Origin of the sequence: Butyrivibrio sp. VCD2006 (genome assembly GCF_000423925.1) — a bacterium.
Classification (GTDB): domain Bacteria; phylum Bacillota; class Clostridia; order Lachnospirales; family Lachnospiraceae; genus Butyrivibrio.
In genome coordinates, this window is the sequence record NZ_AUIX01000058.1 from 1 (window position 1) to 16139 (window position 16139).

Sequence of the window (16139 nt, forward strand, 5' to 3'; positions counted from 1 at the left end):
CATCAGATTCAGACTTCGTATGTGCATTTGGAAGCACTGGAAAACTCCGCAGAATAGAGCAAAGAATCTTATAAAACTTGGAGTTCCTAAATGGGCTGCATGGAGAACCGCATATTCAAAAGGATATGCAAGAGTCTGTCATGCATCTGATATATCCCAAGCTATAAGCAATAAGAGATTAGCCTCATTCGGACTAATCTCTATGGTAGACTACTACACCAAAAGGTGTGTTACTTGTTAAGTTGATTGAACCGCCGTGTACCGAACGGTACGCACGGTGGTGTGAGAGGTCGGAATTTCTCAATTAAGAGAAATTCCTCCTACTCGATTATACCGGGGCATTACAAATCACGAGGTAAAGCTTTGGATATTGTGCGCATTTGTTTTATTTTTATTGAAATTGCGTTACAATTTTACATATGGATTTAAATAATCTGCTTGGAGGGAGATGCTATGTTTAACAAGAAAAAAGTTGGCATACTGGGCACCGGTGACATTGCCAGAATGATGGCTAAAACTTTAGGGGGAATGAAGGGAGTAACATGCTATGCAGTTGCTTCAAGAACATTAGAAAAGGCAGAAGACTTCGCGAAGGAGTTTCGGATTAAAAAGTATTACGGATCCTATGAGGAATTATGCTTGGATCCTAAGCTGGATATGATCTATGTGGCAACACCACATTCTGAGCACTACGCTAACGTGAAGCTTGCTCTTGAGTATGGCAAGAATGTACTTTGCGAGAAAGCCTTCATGCTTAATGAAGCACAGGCTAAAGAAGTTTTTCAACTTGCAAAGGAAAAGAATCTGCTTCTAACGGAGGCTATGTGGACCAGATTCCTGCCCCTTGCCGGTAAGCTGAAGGAAATTCTCGCAAGTAACATAATTGGCGAGGTGTCGATGGTCATGGCTGACCTCAGCTTCAATATTGCGTGGAAACAGCGAATTCAGGATCCTGCTCTTGGAGGCGGAGCTCTTCTTGATTTGGGAATATATGGACTTACCTTCGCATCTATGGTGCTTGGCGAGGATGTAACAGATATTCAGAGTCAGGCTGTTCTTAATGATAAAGGCGCTGATGTTCAGGATGTCATAAGCCTTAAGTACAGAAGTGGCCAAATGGCAGTCATAACCTGCTCAAGTACGGCTTTTGGACCCTGCAAGGGAATGATCTATGGTGCCAATGGACATATAGAAGTACAGGATATTAACAACTTTTCAGATATAAGAGTATATAACAACGCCGGCGAGAAGCTCTCACATTATAAGAGAGAAAAGCAGATAACCGGATATGAGTATGAAGTGCAGGCCGCTTTTAAAGCTATTTCTGAAGGTTGGAAGGAATGCCCTGAGATGCCACATGCCCTTTCTCTTAAGCTTATGAACATGATGGACTTTGTGAGAAGACAGACCGGAGTAAAGTTCCCGCAGGAGACTGCCGGTGGCATAGAAAGTGATGCAGATAGTAGTGTAAAGAATGATGCCCCTCTTGTGGATAATGAAACAAGCACATGTCCTGACACTGAAAATGATGAAAAGAAACAGGCTCCTGAAAAGGTGTTAAACGGAATCGAAATCCTGAAGATGAATAACACAAACTAGGCAATACACAAACAGAGGATCAAAAGAGCTGCCACGAGGGTAGGTAAGGCGATATATAACCATAACCACCCCGTGGCAGCCTTTTGATCCTCGTTCTTTTTAAAATTTTGTCAATTTAAAGTAATAAAGTGCTTGACGTTTTGGGGGCTGTGTGAAATAATACTTTTCGGACAGTGGTGTCTGCGCAATGGGGCGTAAAGACCGATAGATCTTTACGCTCTTTTTTTGTACATTTTTTTAAAATTTAGGAGGAAATGAAAATGTCTTACGTTGATGAAGTCTACAATTATGTTGTTGAGAAGAATCCCGCTCAGCCGGAATTCCACCAGGCAGTTAAGGAAGTACTTGATTCCCTGCGCGTTGTTATTGATGCTAATGAGGAAGAGTACAGAAAGGATGCTCTCCTTGAGAGACTTGTAACTCCCGAGAGACAGATCCTTTTCAGAGTTCCGTGGGTTGATGATAAGGGACAGGTACAGGTTAACAACGGTTTCCGTGTACAGTTCAACTCAGCAATTGGACCTTACAAGGGAGGACTTCGTTTCCATCCTTCAGTAAATCTTGGTATTATCAAGTTCCTTGGTTTCGAGCAGATCTTCAAGAACTCACTTACAGGCCTTCCAATCGGTGGTGGTAAGGGTGGTTCTGACTTCGATCCTAAGGGCAAGTCAGACAGAGAGATCATGGCATTCTGCCAGAGCTTCATGACAGAGCTCTTCAGACACATCGGTGCTGATACAGACGTTCCTGCAGGTGATATCGGTGTTGGCGGACGTGAGATCGGCTTCATGTATGGACAGTACAAGAGAATTCGCGATACATACGAGGGAGTTCTTACAGGTAAGGGCCTTACATACGGCGGATCACTTGCTCGTACACAGGCTACAGGTTATGGCCTTCTTTACCTTACAGAGGAGCTTCTTAAGTGCAACGGCTCTGACATCAAGGGCAAGACAGTAGTTGTTTCAGGTGCTGGTAACGTTGCTATCTACGCAATCGAGAAGGCACAGCAGCTTGGTGCTAAGCCTGTTACATGTTCTGATTCTACAGGTTGGATCTATGATCCCGAAGGAATCGATGTTGCACTTCTTAAGGAGATCAAGGAAGTTAAGAGAGCACGCCTTACAGAGTATGCTGCTGCTAGAAAGTCTGCAGAGTATCACGAGGGCAGAGGCGTATGGAGCATCAAGTGTGATGTTGCTCTTCCTTGCGCAACTCAGAACGAGCTTGATCTTGAGGATGCAAAGCAGCTCGTTGCTAACGGCTGTATCGCAGTTTGTGAGGGTGCTAACATGCCTACAACAATCGAGGCTACAGAGTACTTACAGGCTAACAAGGTTATGTTCGTAGGTGGTAAGGCTGCAAACGCAGGTGGTGTTGGTACATCAGCTCTTGAGATGAGCCAGAACTCTGAGAGACTTAGCTGGACCTTCGAAGAGGTTGACGCTAAGCTTAAGAGAATCATGGTTGACATCTATCATAACATTGATGACGCTGCTAAGAAGTATGGCATGGAAGGCAACTATGTTGCAGGTGCTAATATCGCAGGCTTCCTCAAGGTTGCAGATGCAATGAAGGCTCAGGGTATTGTTTAATAATTACGAAATTATTGGGGAAAAAACAATACACAAGTTAGCGTGATATAGTATAATAAGAAAAAGTTTTTCCAATACCGCATCAGTACTGTCTGGTGCGGTATTGTTATAATTAACCTAGTCAAGGAGGGGAGTGTATGTTTGTAAACAGTTTTTGGGCTCTTGTTCCGGCCATCATAGCCATAGCGCTGGCACTTATCACCAAGGAAGTCTATTCATCTCTATTCATCGGAATTCTTGTAGGCGGCCTTCTCTACACTAATTTCAGCTTTACCGCGACAATGCAGCATGTTTTTGTTGATGGTATGATCGGTCAGCTTTCTGATGGCTGGAATGTAGGTATTCTGATATTCCTGGTTGTTCTCGGAAGCATGGTAATGCTAATGAACAGAGCAGGAGGATCTGCAGCTTTCGGAAGATGGGCATCAGAGCATGTAAAGACAAAGGTTGGAGCGCAGATCGCTACAATTATTCTTGGATGTCTCATTTTCATCGATGATTATTTTAACTGTCTGACTGTTGGCTCCGTTATGAGACCACTTACAGATAAGCATAAGATTTCAAGAGAAAAGCTTTCGTATCTTATTGATGCTACAGCAGCACCGGTATGTATCATTGCTCCCATTTCTTCATGGGCTGCTGCTGTAACAGGATTTGTAGACGGTACAAACGGACTTACACTTTTTGTAAGAGCTATACCTTATAACTTCTACGCTATCCTTACTATAGTAATGATGCTTACTCTTACCTTTGCAAAGTTTGACTATGGCCCGATGAAGCAGGCAGAGCTTGATGCACTGAATATTAAGAAGAATTCTGACAATAAAATCAGTGAGCATGCAAGTATGACAGGTGCTGAGGATCAGCCTCATCCTCCTGTTTCAGGAAAGGGAAGAGTAATTCATCTGGTTCTTCCTATCGTAGCACTTATTTTCTGCTGTATCGTTGGAATGATCTATACAGGTGGATTCTTTGAAGGAACAAGCTTTGTTGATGCTTTTGCAGGATCTGATGCATCTGTAGGTCTTGTATATGGTTCTGTAGTAGCGCTTGTTACTACTATTATTTTCATGGTTGCTACCAGAGTTCTGAGTTTCAATGAGTGTATGAATGCGATTCCTGAGGGCTTTAAGAGTATGGTACCCGCTATCATGATCCTCACTTTCGCATGGACCCTTAAGTCAATGACAGACTCTCTTGGAGCTGCTACCTATATAGCAGGACTTGTTGAGAATGTTGCGGATAATCAGAACATTATGAGTATGCTTCCTGCTTTTGTTTTCATCATCGGAGCATTCCTTGCATTTGCGACAGGTACTTCATGGGGAACATTTGGTATTCTTATTCCGATAGTTGTTAATGTATTTGCCGGAAATCCTAATTATGAAGAGCTTATGATAATTGCTATTTCCGCATGTATGGCAGGTGCTGTATGCGGAGATCATTGCTCACCAATTTCCGATACGACTATCATGGCAAGTGCCGGAGGACAGTGTAATCATATCAAGCATGTTTCAACACAGCTTCCTTATGCTATAACAGCAGCTATAGTTTCATGTGTTGCTTATGTAATTGCCGGAGTCGTGAGAAATGCCTTCGTTTGCATACCTGTTTCAATTGCACTTATGGTTCTTACACTACTGGCTATTCGTTTTGTAAGTGATAATAATAAGCAAACGGCATAACGATTATCTTGAAAAAAACTTTCAAAAATTTTTGAAAGTTATGAAATTTTAAGAATTTCTTAAGTATTTGTTCCTTGAACGAAGTCCGTCAATGATTTAATATTATCCTTGCATCTGAAATTATTGATGTCTTTATCTGGGGGGAGAAGAGACGTGAGCTGGATTTCAGAATCTGATGGTGGGGACCTTCAGATTAGCAAGGAGATGAGTTTATGGAATGGAAGAAAGCATTTGATCGGATCATGGATCAGTTGTACAATCACCCTGAAGAGATGAGAACAAGACTTTTAGGAAAATATAATACCCCCACTGCAGGTAACCAGACAGAGGGGAGAACTGCAATTGAGATGTTGCAGAGCATGCAGAGAGCATGACTGATAAATATTTTTCATGAATCAAATTATTAGACCGGTCGGGTTTCATAATCCGACCGGTTTTCTATTTTATGAGAAACAAAATAAAATAGAAAATACTGTTATAGTTGGCTCATTTTTGGTATTATATAGTGTATGTGTTTAGGGACTTATAATAATACGCTGGCTTTTATATAGGAGGACGTTGTTAGGTGAAATTTGGGAGATTGGCAGTTATTTTGGCCATGGCCGGAATTTCTGTAAGCTTATGTGCCTGCGGACATAAGGAAGCGGTAGAGGAAGATAGTAAGATTACCACTTCCGATCTTTTTGAGAAAATAGACAGTGAAAAACAAAGCGTTGTAAATGATTCTGAAGTATCTGAGAATCCGGTTGATGCTGAAGTGACTGTGAATACAGAAGCAGATGCAACGTCAGAAAATTCAGAGACAATAGCTCAGAATACGGATGCTTTGGCAGAGGGTAGTGAATCCGTACAGGCTGATACTCAGAGTCCTGAAGGGGATTCTAACCAGACCGGGGCTGATCAGAATGCAGAGGGTGATCCTGCGCAGGTACAGGCAGAGGTTCAGGTGAATGTATCTGAGGAAACGCCGGCTGCAGATGCTAATGTTGTTTCTGAGGCTACAGCGGGTATGCCGGGTGTCACTGCAACCTATGACCTTCAGACCCTTGAAAATATGCATTATTCCGATGAGCAGATGCAGCAGATTTGCCAGTTCTATAATGGTGCTGTTTTTGCCGGTGATTCAGTGCTTTTGGGATTCAGGAATTATTCAGCCAAGAGTTCGGATCCGATGCTCACGCAGTTGCAGTTTTTAGCGGCAGGATCTTTATCTTTACACAATGCTTTTTGGCCTGTTAGTGAGAAGAGTGTTCACCCTCTATATCAGGGAGCTCAGCATCCGATATGGGAATCCATGCAGATGATGGGAGCTAATAAGGCATTTCTGTTTTTTGGAATAAATGATGTAAGCTATAATATCGATGAATCTGTTGCATTATATCCGCAGCTTGTCGATAAGATCAGGGAGTATTCTCCCGGTATGGATATAACGATTATCAGTGCCACCTATACTTTGAAAGATCTTGGTAAAGGGAAGCTGAATAATACTAATATCGCAGCCTTTAATCAGGGTGTTCGTGCCCTGGCAGAGCAGAATGGCTGGGGATATATTGATATGGCCACAGTGCTCTCAGATGGCGCAGGTAATCTGGCGCCCGAATATTGTAGTGATGGATTTTTACATGAGAGTAAGAAGGCATACAATGTGTGGACTCAGATGCTTGTGCGCTATGCGGCAGAGCGTCTTGGATTGCAGGAGACACCTGCGGAGAATATAGCTCAGGAAGTTCCTGAGAATAACGGTTGATTCAGGAGACCGGAGGAGGACATTATGATGAAGAAAAACAGTTTTGTGGTTTTAGGAGTGGCAATGCTTACAGCTATGCTTTGCCTTACAGGATGCAGCAGGAGCGGTGATGGCGGTGCAACTGCGGAGGCAGGACAGGAAGTAGCGGCAAATGCGCTTAGCGCTTCAGAGATTTATGATAATATCAAGGCAGCATATACCCTTCCTGATATGTATGAGGCAGATGCTGACTGGCTTATGAACTATTATGGAATAGATGCGGGTATGCTTTCCGATTATGTTTTTGCAGAGGCAGATGAAGTTCATGCAGACCGCGTTATTATCCTTAATGTTGCGGATGAAAGCAATGTTCCTGCTGTTGAGGAAAAGCTTGGTGCAGTATTAGATCAGCTTCAGTCACCTGAGATGCTTTCATATTTACCTGATCAGGCAGATGTTATCAAGGCTGCAAGTATTAAGAAGAAGGGCAATATCCTTTACCTTGTAATTTCAGCGGACGCAGATGGCATTGAGGGTATTATTGAGAACGGTCTTTTGGGAAAATAAGAAAGCAGTAATATGGTTTTTAGTAGTCTAACGTTTTTATTCTTTTTTTTACCGGCATTTTTAATTTTATATTATGCAATTCCCGGCAGGGCGAAAAACTTCGTCCTGCTCGTTTTTAGTTTACTCTTTTATGCATGGGGAGAACCGATATACATTCTGCTTATGCTGTTTTCTTCCTTTGTGGATTATCTTGACGGCAGACTTCAGGAGCGGTTCGAAGGTTCTATTGCAAAAAAGAGAGTAAGTCTTGCCATCGCGCTTATCATCAATCTTTCACTTCTTGGATATTTTAAATACGCAGATTTTTCAGTTGGCATATGGAACAGTCTTACACCCTTTGATGTGAAGCTTCCAGGGGTTGCTCTTCCTGTGGGTATAAGCTTTTATACCTTCCAGACTGTGAGCTATTCAATAGACGTGTATAAAGGCCGTATAAAGGCTGAACATAATTACTTTGACTATCTTACTTACGTATCCATGTTTCCGCAGCTTATAGCGGGTCCTATCGTGCGTTTTTCAACTGTTCAGGAGGAATTGCACAAAAGAGCTATAACAGAGTCCGGATTCGTTTTAGGCATGAAGCGATTCATTATAGGTCTTCTGAGGAAGGTTCTGATCGCCAATCAGATAGGTGCGCTGTGGGACACAATCCGCGTGGCCGATGGAATCTCAATCGTAACCGCATGGCTCGGACTTCTTTGCTTTACACTTCAGCTTTATTTTGATTTCAGTGCATACAGTGATATGGCTATCGGTCTCGGGCAGATGCTAGGATTCAACTTCCCGGAGAACTTTGTATATCCCTTGAGTTCAGTATCCATAACAGATTTCTGGCGCCGTTGGCATGTTTCACTTTCAACATGGTTCAGAGATTATGTATATATTCCCCTGGGCGGTAATCGCGTGGGAATGGCTAAGCACCTTCGCAACATCTTTGTGGTGTGGTTCTTAACAGGCCTCTGGCATGGGGCGTCCTGGAACTTCGTTCTATGGGGGCTGTACCATGGAACTCTTCTTACTTTGGAAAAATACATCTGGGGAAATGGTCTTAAAAAACTGCCCAAGGTGATCCAGCACTTATACGCGATAATCATAGTTGTATTTGGCTTCGGAATATTTACCTTTGATAAGCTAAGTGAAATGGGAGCGTATTTCGTTCAGCTAATCGGCATCCCGGGCAACGCATTCTTTGGAAATGAGTTCTTCTGGTATGTTGGTAATTACCTTCCGGTACTCGTTGCAGCGATAGTCCTGTCCTTCCCTGTATATCCTTTCATTAAGAAGAAGGTAGAAGAGATGAGCGGAGCAGGAAGAGCTGCCATTAAAATTGCAGGCGCAGCACTTTCAGTTGGACTGTTCGTACTGGCGGTATCAAGCCTTGTGCGAGATACCTATAATCCGTTCTTGTATTTTAGATTCTAAAACCTTCCCCTAGGTGTGGAATAGAAATTTAAAGCCTTCCCCCTATGGGGGCGCAAATCATCCGGGGGATGATTGCTCTGCGCCGACCGAAGCGGGGCGGAGACAAGGTGGCACGAAGTGCCGGATGAGGGGATCTTATTAGGAGCAAATAAATGAAAAATGATAACAACAAAATCGGCATCCTTGACCGCATACCCGTCTACTTAGTATGCGTGTTCATCCTGTGTTTTGTGATAGCGATTTTCCTTACTGAGAAGAAAGACTTTTCAGAGAATGAAAACCGCAAGCTTGCACAGATGCCGAAATTAACCTTTGAAAACATAAAAAGCGGAGATTTTACCAGTGGAGTTGAGACCTTTGTTGCAGATCAGTTTCCTCTTCGAGATACCTTCCTTAGTCTTATGACTGAGGTGGAGCGCATAAGTCTCAGAAAAGAGATTGCAGGTGTATTTCTTGCAAAGGATGGCTCACTGATTGAAGATTATAATAATCCCAGGCACACAGATAAGCAGATTCAGCAGTTTTCAAAACTCTCTGAGAATGTGGAAAATGCAAGATGCATGATAATGATGGTGCCTACGGCGTACTCTGTTTACTCTGAGCTTCTTCCTGATGGTGCAGCTAAAGGCGACCTTCAGAAGCAGGTAATTGATGAAATTTATGCTTCTGTTCCTGATAAGCTCCAGAAGATTGATGCTTCTTCAAAATTAAAGGAAGAGGCCGAGAAAATTATCGGGACAGAGAATAACGATAAGAAGGATAGCCTTTCACCTGCAAGTTCTGATACAGACACTGCTGGCATAGACAGACTTTTCTATCGTACGGATCACCACTGGACAACCTACGGTGCGTACGTTGGCTATGAGGCTTTCTGTGAAGCCGCAGGTCTTACAGCAATTCCGCTTTCTGAATATACAGGAGAAGTGGTATCCGATAGCTTTAAAGGAACTATTTATTCCAAGCTAAATGATCCTTATTTTGGTAGTGACAGCATAGTATCCTATAGTCATCCTGACTGGAAGCTCAGCGTGAAATACGAGGATTCGGGAGAGGTTACGGATACACCTTACAATCCAGAGTATCTGACGAAGAAGGATCAGTACTCCTACTTCCTTAACAATATTCATCCGCTGATCACCATTACAAATGATGCGGTTGAGAGCGGAGCGATAGCACTGGTTAAGGATAGCTACGCCAACAGCATGGTGCCATATTTATTACAGCATTATCACACGGTTTATATTTTTGACACCCGCTACTATAAGGGCGGTCCTTCTAAGTTCATCAATGAACATCCGGATATTACAGATGTTCTGATTCTTTACAATATGAATACAATAGATAATGATACCGGTATTGGTGGAATTTTCTAAAATGAATTCAAGGGGCTGTCGCATTAGTGCGACAGCCCCTTTTGTTGTATAGAAAAGTGCTTTTTTAGATTATTCCTTTGCAGCCTCTTTAAGTGCTGCGACTATCTCTGACTCAGTAGCCATTGCCATTATCTTATCGGCAAGGGCATCTGCTTCAGCCTTAGACCATTTGGAGATGATGCAGCGGGCGGTCAGTACAAGAACCGGATTAACGCTGTATTCATCAAGACCAAAGGACATAAGAAGCGGAATCATGAGAGGATCTGCAGCAGCTTCGCCGCACATGCCTACAGGGATTCCTGCAGCCTTACCGCACTCGATGATGTGCTTTATTGAGCGGAGGACTGAGGGCTGGAAGGTTGAATAAAGGTATGCAACCTTGGGATTACCTCTGTCGACGCTCATGGTGTACTGAGTGAGGTCATTGGTTCCGATTGAGAAGAAGTCTGCTTCCTTTGCAAGAAGATCGGCTATGAGAGAAGCAGAAGCGGTCTCGATCATACAACCAACTTCGACGTTCTCATCATATTTGATGCCTTCCTTTGAAAGGTCATCCTTGATCTCTGAAACAAGCTTCTTAACACTTCTCATCTCGTCAACAGTAGTAACGAGAGGAACCATTATCTTTACTTTTCCAAAGGCACTTGCACGGATGATCGCACGAAGCTGTGTCTTGTACATATCACTGTTTTCAAGACAATATCTTACAGCACGGTATCCGAGGAAAGGATTCTCCTCCTTCTCAAGTCCGAGATAGGGGATGTCCTTATCGCCGCCAATATCAAGTGTACGGATTATAACACAGCGTCCTTCCATGGTCTCAACAGCTTCTTTGTAGGCAGTGAACTGCTCATCCTCAGTGGGAAGGTGAGTATTGTCCATGAAAAGGAATTCTGAGCGGAAAAGACCTATTCCTTCACCGTCACATTCCATGGCCTTCTTAGCATCCTTTGGAGTTCCGATGTTGCAGAAGAGCTCTAACTTTGTTCCGTCAGCATTAACGGTTTCCTTGCCGATGAAGGTCTTAAGCTCTGACTGCTTTCTGATGAACTCCTCGCGCTTAAGCATGTACTTTGAAAGAATGTCTCCGTCAGGATTGATGAAAACGTCACCTTCTGTACCATCAATTACAGCGGTATCCTTATCCTTTACCTCGTCCACGATTCCGGGAACGGAGAGGACAGCGGGAATCTCAAGAGCTCTTGCAAGGATAGCAGAGTGGGAGGTTTTTCCTCCAACCTCTGTTATGATACCGGTTACGTTCTCCTTGACGATCTGAGAAGTCATGGAAGGAGTAAGGTCCTTGCACACAAGAACTGTTCCGGGAGCAACCTTGCTGATGTCGATATCCTCAATACCAAGGAGCTTTTTTAAAACGCTCACCTTGACGTCTGAGATATCAGATGCACGCTGCTTCATCATCTCATCATCCATCTGTGAAAACATGCCGATGAACATATCGCATACAGCGGTGAGAGCTGCTTCAGCACACTGACCCTGGTCGATCATCTTATCCATTTCGCCTGACATTGCAGGGTCTGAGATCATGACAGCGTGACCCATGAGAATTTCAGCCTCCTTGGGGCCGATTCGCTTTCTGACATCCTCAGCCATGGCATTTGTCTCTTCAACAAAATCGGAGATTGCTTTATGGAAGCGCTCTTTTTCAGCTGCTGTGTCTTCAATCTTTTTGGGTTCAAATGACAGATCATGCTCAATTATTCTGCAGATACTGCCTATACCTATACCTCTTGATGCGGCTATTCCTTTGTGCATCTATAAGTCCTCCACTTTATTATTTCACAAGGAAGTTCTGCTCTCGCACATAGTGCTCGCCAGAACAAAGTAGTACACTAGGCTCGATAAAACCTCGCCAAGTGATTACTTTAATCTCCCATTCCTGATTCGATGAACTCTGAAATCTCTGCGAGCGCCTTCTCTTCATCGGGACCTTCGCAAACAAGCTCGATCTCTGAACCGCACTTGATGCAAGCGCTCATAAGGAACATAACGCTCTTTGCGTCATAGCTGTTGCCGTTGAACATGATCTTTACTGAGCTCTCGAAGGGAGTAGCCTTCTGTGAAAGAAGAGATGCGGGACGCATGTGCATTCCCTGTTCGTTTTTAACTGTTATATTTTTTGATACCATGGTGTAGTCCTTTCCTTACCCTCATACGGCACTTCGTGCCACCTTCTCCCTGGAAGGGAGAAGGCAGGTAAAACATTTTATTTGCTGTTATCAATATTTTTTATGTTACTGCTCTACATTTTTCTTGAGGATTCCAAGCAGGAAGCAGCTAATAAATGAACCTACAAGAAGTGCTACAAGATACATAATTACGTTACCTACAACAGGGAATACGAAGATTCCGCCGTGAGGAGCCATAAGTGTGCACTTAAAGAGCATTGAAAGAGCACCTGACACTGCTGAACCAACCATAAGTGAAGGAATTACGCGAATCGGATCAGCTGCTGCAAACGGGATAGCACCCTCTGTGATGAAGCAAAGACCCATGATGAAGTTAACAGGACCTGACTTTCTCTCAGCAGGTGTGAACTTGTTCTTGAAAATGAGTGTTGCAAGTGCAATTGCAATGGGAGGAACCATACCGCCTACCATGATTGCTGCCATGATCATGTATCCTGTCTCATTCTGATTTGCAAGGCTGGCAAGACCGAATGCGTAAGCTGCCTTATTAAGAGGACCACCCATATCTGTTGCCATCATTCCTCCAAGAAGAGCACCAAGGACAAGTGTTGAACCTGTACCCATTCCTTCGAGGATGCCATAGATCCAGCTGTTGAGCGCACCAACTATAGGATTGATCAGGCACATGATAATTCCGATTATCAGGGTACCGCAGAGAGGGTAGATAAGTACGGGCTTGATACCTTCTAAGGCTGCAGGAAGTCCTGCTGTGATCTTCTTTAAAGCGTTAACAATATATCCTGCTGCAAAGCCTGCTACAAGCGCTCCAAGGAAAGCTGAAGGAACGCCTTGAGCAGATGCAAATGTAGCACCGGAAGCAGCAAGGGCACCTCCTACGAAACCAACTGCAAGACCTGGTCTGTCAGCAATACTCTGTGCAATAAATCCTGCAAGGATAGGAAGCATGAATCCAAAAGCAGTTCCTCCGACTGCCTTGAACCATGCAGCTACAGGAGTGTTTGAACCGAAGTTACTAGGATCGATTGAGTAGTCATCAAGAAGGAATGCAATTGCTATAAGGATACCACCGCCGATAACGAAGGGAAGCATGTGTGATACACCGTTCATAAGGTGCTTGTATGCTTTTCTTCCTGCGCTTTCATTATCAAGTGAAGCAGAGGAGGAAGTAACCTCTCCGCTGTGCTGATATACAGGAGCATCTCCCTTCATTGCGCGTCCGATAAGATCATCTGAGTGGTGGATAGCATCAGCTGTAGAAGCTTTGATGACCTTCTTGCCATTGAATCTTGCCATCTCTACATTCTTATCTGCAGCGATGATGATAACATCAGCTTCTTTAATCTCTGCATCTGTAAGAACATTCTTGGCACCGCCGGAACCATCGGTCTCAACCTTCATTGTAATTCCGTTATTCTTAGCGCACTGCTCAAGAGCCTCAGCTGCCATATATGTGTGAGCGATACCTGTAGGACATGCTGTTACGCCAAGAAGCTTAACAGTAGCCTTTGCGGGCTCAGCACTTGCTGTGGGAGCGTTCTTAGCATCCCTTGCTGATTCCTGATCATCGATGAGCTTTAAGAACTCATCGGGAGTTTTAGCGTTAATAAGTGATGTTGTGAAGGCCTGATCCATGAGCATTGTCATGAGCTTTGACAGGACTTCGAGGTGTGTGTCGGCAGCTCCGTCCGGTGCTGCGATCATAAACAGGAGCTTGCTGGGCAGATTATCAAGAGATTTGTAATCTACTCCCTTCGGCACTGTAATTGCTACAAGGCCTGCTTTTTTAACAGAAGCTGTTTTAGCATGCGGAACAGCGATTCCCATGCCTACTGCTGTTGAGCCTTTTTCTTCTCTTGCCATAATGGCTGCCTTGAAATCGGCCTTGTTATTAAGGTTTCCAACCTTGTCGTGGAGTGAAACCATCAGATCGATTGCAGCGTTCTGATCTGCAACAGTCTGATTTAAGCTTACCCCATCTTTGCTTAAAAGATCTGTAATTCTCATTTTTTCTCCCTTTCTGCTATAAGCATGCCTTTGGGTAACCCCAATACATCTTTTTTATCTTTATATCAACGAAACTCACTTGAGCGTTTCGTAAATACTGTTAATAAGTTCGCCTGTTGCCAGGTCATCTGAAAAAGCAGTAGCACTTCCGGCTGCGGTACCAATGTTGAGGGCAACCTGATAATCACCGGTTTTCATAAAGCCTGCTACAAAGCCGGCTACCATTGAGTCTCCTGCGCCAACAGAGTTTTTAACTGTGCCCTTTGGCACGCCTACGCGGAATCTCTGTCCGTCTTCTGTTATGAGCATTGCGCCGTCGCCTGCCATGGATATAAGAACATTTCTTGCGCCCATTTCCTGGAGCTTCTTGGCGTGCTCCTCAATTTCATCATCGGTCTTTAAAACAGTACCAAACATCTCACCAAGCTCGTGATTGTTGGGCTTTATAAGGAAAGGATGATACTTAAGGACATTCATTAGAAGATCCTTGGTTGCGTCAACAACAAAGGTGACGCCCTTTCCGTTCAATCTGTCTAAGATAATTTCATAAACATTGCTGGGTAGAGTACTGGGTATGCTTCCTGCAAGGATAAGAGTGTCACCTTCCTTAAGACCATCCAGCTTTTTAAGGAGCTCATCATAAGCCTCCTTGCTGATTGCAGGTCCCTGAGCATTAATCTCTGTTTCCTGTTCTGCTTTGATTTTTACGTTAATTCTTGAGATTCCTTCATCCAGCATGATGAAGTCAGCATGAATTCCTTTTCTCTTAACATCGGCAACGATGGCTTCTCCTGTGAAACCTGCGGCAAAGCCCAGAGCGGTATTTTCAATGCCAAGGTTTTTAAGAATAGTGGAGACGTTGATGCCTTTGCCGCCAAAGAAGCAGTCCTCGGAAACGGATCTGTTTGTCATTCCCGGATCCAGGGGCTTATCCATTCTGACTATATAGTCGATTGCGGGGTTAAAGGTTACAGTGTAGATCATTTCGACCTCCTTTTTTAAATTGGCCTTAAATCAGACTGCCTTGATTATCGTCTGATCTGTGTACTTTTTATCAGGCTCCTCATCTGTTATGATGCAGCAGTTTTTTAAGTCTGAAAAAGTAACGGAGCTTACTATTCCGAATTTAGTATGGTCGGCAAGAATATAAGATAAGTAAGTGTGCTTGATTGCCTCGGCCTTAACCAGTGCTTCGTCAACATCGGGAGTTGTGAAGCCTGCCTGAACGGATATGCCGTTGGTTCCCATGAAGGCTTTTGTAAAATGGAACTTTTTAAGAGCCTCGACACAGTCAGGTCCGATAACGGCCTCTGTTACCGGCTTGATTCTTCCGCCGATTATCATGGTTGAGAGGCCTCTCTCGAGAAGTCTCTTGGCGTGTACTACACCATTAGTAATGTATTTTGCCTTTTTATTGGTGATGTGATCGATAAGATGGAGGGTAGTAGTACCGGAATCGATGTAAACAAAATCATTGTCCTGAATAAGTGAAGCGGCATACTCAGAGATTCGGTCCTTCTCCTGTGTGTTGCGCTGTGCCTTTTCAGCAACTGTCGGTTCTATTGTGTTTACATCCCTGGCCTTTAATGCTGTGGCACCGCCGAAAACCTTGAGAATACGGCGCTCTGCATGAAGTGCATTAAGATCGCGTCTTATAGTTGCCGCAGATGAATCAAGGGCATCCACAAGTTCCTGAACAGTTACTGCCTTGTGCTCTTCTATATATGAAACAATAGCGGATCTTCTCTCTTCGGTTAACATTTGATCACTCTCCATTCTGTCTGATTTTCAGGCATGACTTGACGAATTATTTCATCATCTGAGAAAAGAATAACATCATAAAAAATCAAAGTCAATCATGAACGATCAAATTAAAACGCTATAAATAAACAAAAATAATCAAAGAAAATTGTAAAAAATCACGGTACAGATGGTATTATTAAAATTGTTGATTTATATATAAAAAAGTTCGGAGATTTAAACATGGAGATAAAAGC

Annotated in this window: 13 protein-coding genes and 1 pseudogene; 9 read left to right on the forward strand and 5 right to left on the reverse strand. The window is 43.5% G+C overall.

The features are described from left to right. From G586_RS26820 to G586_RS0116535, 9 genes and pseudogenes are all read left to right on the forward strand, one after another. Positions 1–241, forward strand: a pseudogene (locus G586_RS26820) (group II intron reverse transcriptase/maturase); the annotation flags it as partial. A 212-nt stretch (positions 242–453) separates the two neighbouring features. After that, on the forward strand, positions 454–1599 hold the full coding sequence (locus G586_RS23555; RefSeq protein WP_081674431.1) for a Gfo/Idh/MocA family protein: 1146 nt from the start codon (positions 454–456) through the stop codon (positions 1597–1599). A gap of 260 nt (positions 1600–1859) precedes the next feature. Then, positions 1860–3194 carry an NADP-specific glutamate dehydrogenase gene (gene gdhA / locus G586_RS0116505; protein WP_026528595.1) on the forward strand — a complete coding sequence of 445 codons (1335 nt, stop codon included), beginning with the start codon at positions 1860–1862 and terminating at the stop codon, positions 3192–3194. 137 nt (positions 3195–3331) lie between these two features. Next, a complete protein-coding gene (locus G586_RS0116510; protein ID WP_026528596.1) occupies positions 3332–4879 on the forward strand; it encodes a Na+/H+ antiporter NhaC family protein in 1548 nt (515 codons plus the stop codon). Positions 4880–5091: 212 nt separating this feature from the next. Continuing rightward, positions 5092–5253: a hypothetical protein gene (locus tag G586_RS26345; RefSeq protein ID WP_155834237.1), complete on the forward strand. Its 162-nt coding sequence runs from the start codon at positions 5092–5094 to the stop codon at positions 5251–5253. Between the two features lie 191 nt (positions 5254–5444). Further along, positions 5445–6626: a GDSL-type esterase/lipase family protein gene (locus tag G586_RS25195; RefSeq protein WP_051204868.1), complete on the forward strand. Its 1182-nt coding sequence runs from the start codon at positions 5445–5447 to the stop codon at positions 6624–6626. A gap of 24 nt (positions 6627–6650) precedes the next feature. Further along, a complete protein-coding gene (locus G586_RS0116525; protein WP_026528597.1) occupies positions 6651–7172 on the forward strand; it encodes a DUF4358 domain-containing protein in 522 nt (173 codons plus the stop codon). Between the two features lie 162 nt (positions 7173–7334). Continuing rightward, positions 7335–8594 carry an MBOAT family O-acyltransferase gene (locus G586_RS0116530; RefSeq protein ID WP_330363290.1) on the forward strand — a complete coding sequence of 420 codons (1260 nt, stop codon included), beginning with the start codon at positions 7335–7337 and terminating at the stop codon, positions 8592–8594. Between the two features lie 152 nt (positions 8595–8746). After that, a complete protein-coding gene (locus G586_RS0116535; RefSeq protein WP_026528599.1) occupies positions 8747–9967 on the forward strand; it encodes a DHHW family protein in 1221 nt (406 codons plus the stop codon). Between the two features lie 69 nt (positions 9968–10036). Here the strand turns inward: G586_RS0116535 and ptsP are convergent, their stop codons facing one another. From ptsP to G586_RS0116560, 5 genes are all read right to left on the reverse strand, one after another. Then, positions 10037–11743, reverse strand: coding sequence for a phosphoenolpyruvate--protein phosphotransferase (ptsP, locus tag G586_RS0116540; RefSeq protein ID WP_026528600.1), 1707 nt, complete (start codon positions 11741–11743; stop codon positions 10037–10039). Positions 11744–11853: 110 nt separating this feature from the next. Beyond that, positions 11854–12117, reverse strand: a complete 264-nt coding sequence (locus G586_RS0116545) for an HPr family phosphocarrier protein (RefSeq protein WP_026528601.1) — start codon at positions 12115–12117, stop codon at positions 11854–11856. 105 nt (positions 12118–12222) lie between these two features. Continuing rightward, a complete protein-coding gene (locus G586_RS0116550) occupies positions 12223–14142 on the reverse strand; it encodes a PTS fructose transporter subunit IIABC (protein ID WP_026528602.1) in 1920 nt (639 codons plus the stop codon). Between the two features lie 75 nt (positions 14143–14217). Then, entirely contained in the window at positions 14218–15126 is a 909-nt protein-coding gene (gene pfkB, locus G586_RS0116555) for a 1-phosphofructokinase (protein WP_026528603.1), read from the reverse strand. Positions 15127–15156: 30 nt separating this feature from the next. After that, entirely contained in the window at positions 15157–15903 is a 747-nt protein-coding gene (locus G586_RS0116560; protein ID WP_026528604.1) for a DeoR/GlpR family DNA-binding transcription regulator, read from the reverse strand. Positions 15904–16139 lie beyond the last annotated feature (236 nt).

Bases quoted from the DNA above. Each gene is read 5' to 3' on its own strand.
- G586_RS23555 (WP_081674431.1), top strand. From the start codon at position 454: ATGTTTAACAAGAAAAAAGTTGGCATACTGGGCACCGGTGACATTGCC.
- gdhA (WP_026528595.1), top strand. From the start codon at position 1,860: ATGTCTTACGTTGATGAAGTCTACAATTATGTTGTTGAGAAGAATCCC.
- G586_RS0116510 (WP_026528596.1), top strand. From the start codon at position 3,332: ATGTTTGTAAACAGTTTTTGGGCTCTTGTTCCGGCCATCATAGCCATA.
- G586_RS26345 (WP_155834237.1), top strand. From the start codon at position 5,092: ATGGAATGGAAGAAAGCATTTGATCGGATCATGGATCAGTTGTACAAT.
- G586_RS0116525 (WP_026528597.1), top strand. From the start codon at position 6,651: ATGATGAAGAAAAACAGTTTTGTGGTTTTAGGAGTGGCAATGCTTACA.
- G586_RS0116530 (WP_330363290.1), top strand. From the start codon at position 7,335: ATGCTGTTTTCTTCCTTTGTGGATTATCTTGACGGCAGACTTCAGGAG.
- G586_RS0116535 (WP_026528599.1), top strand. From the start codon at position 8,747: ATGAAAAATGATAACAACAAAATCGGCATCCTTGACCGCATACCCGTC.
- ptsP (WP_026528600.1), bottom strand. From the start codon at position 11,743: ATGCACAAAGGAATAGCCGCATCAAGAGGTATAGGTATAGGCAGTATC.
- G586_RS0116545 (WP_026528601.1), bottom strand. From the start codon at position 12,117: ATGGTATCAAAAAATATAACAGTTAAAAACGAACAGGGAATGCACATG.
- G586_RS0116550 (WP_026528602.1), bottom strand. From the start codon at position 14,142: ATGAGAATTACAGATCTTTTAAGCAAAGATGGGGTAAGCTTAAATCAG.
- pfkB (WP_026528603.1), bottom strand. From the start codon at position 15,126: ATGATCTACACTGTAACCTTTAACCCCGCAATCGACTATATAGTCAGA.
- G586_RS0116560 (WP_026528604.1), bottom strand. From the start codon at position 15,903: ATGTTAACCGAAGAGAGAAGATCCGCTATTGTTTCATATATAGAAGAG.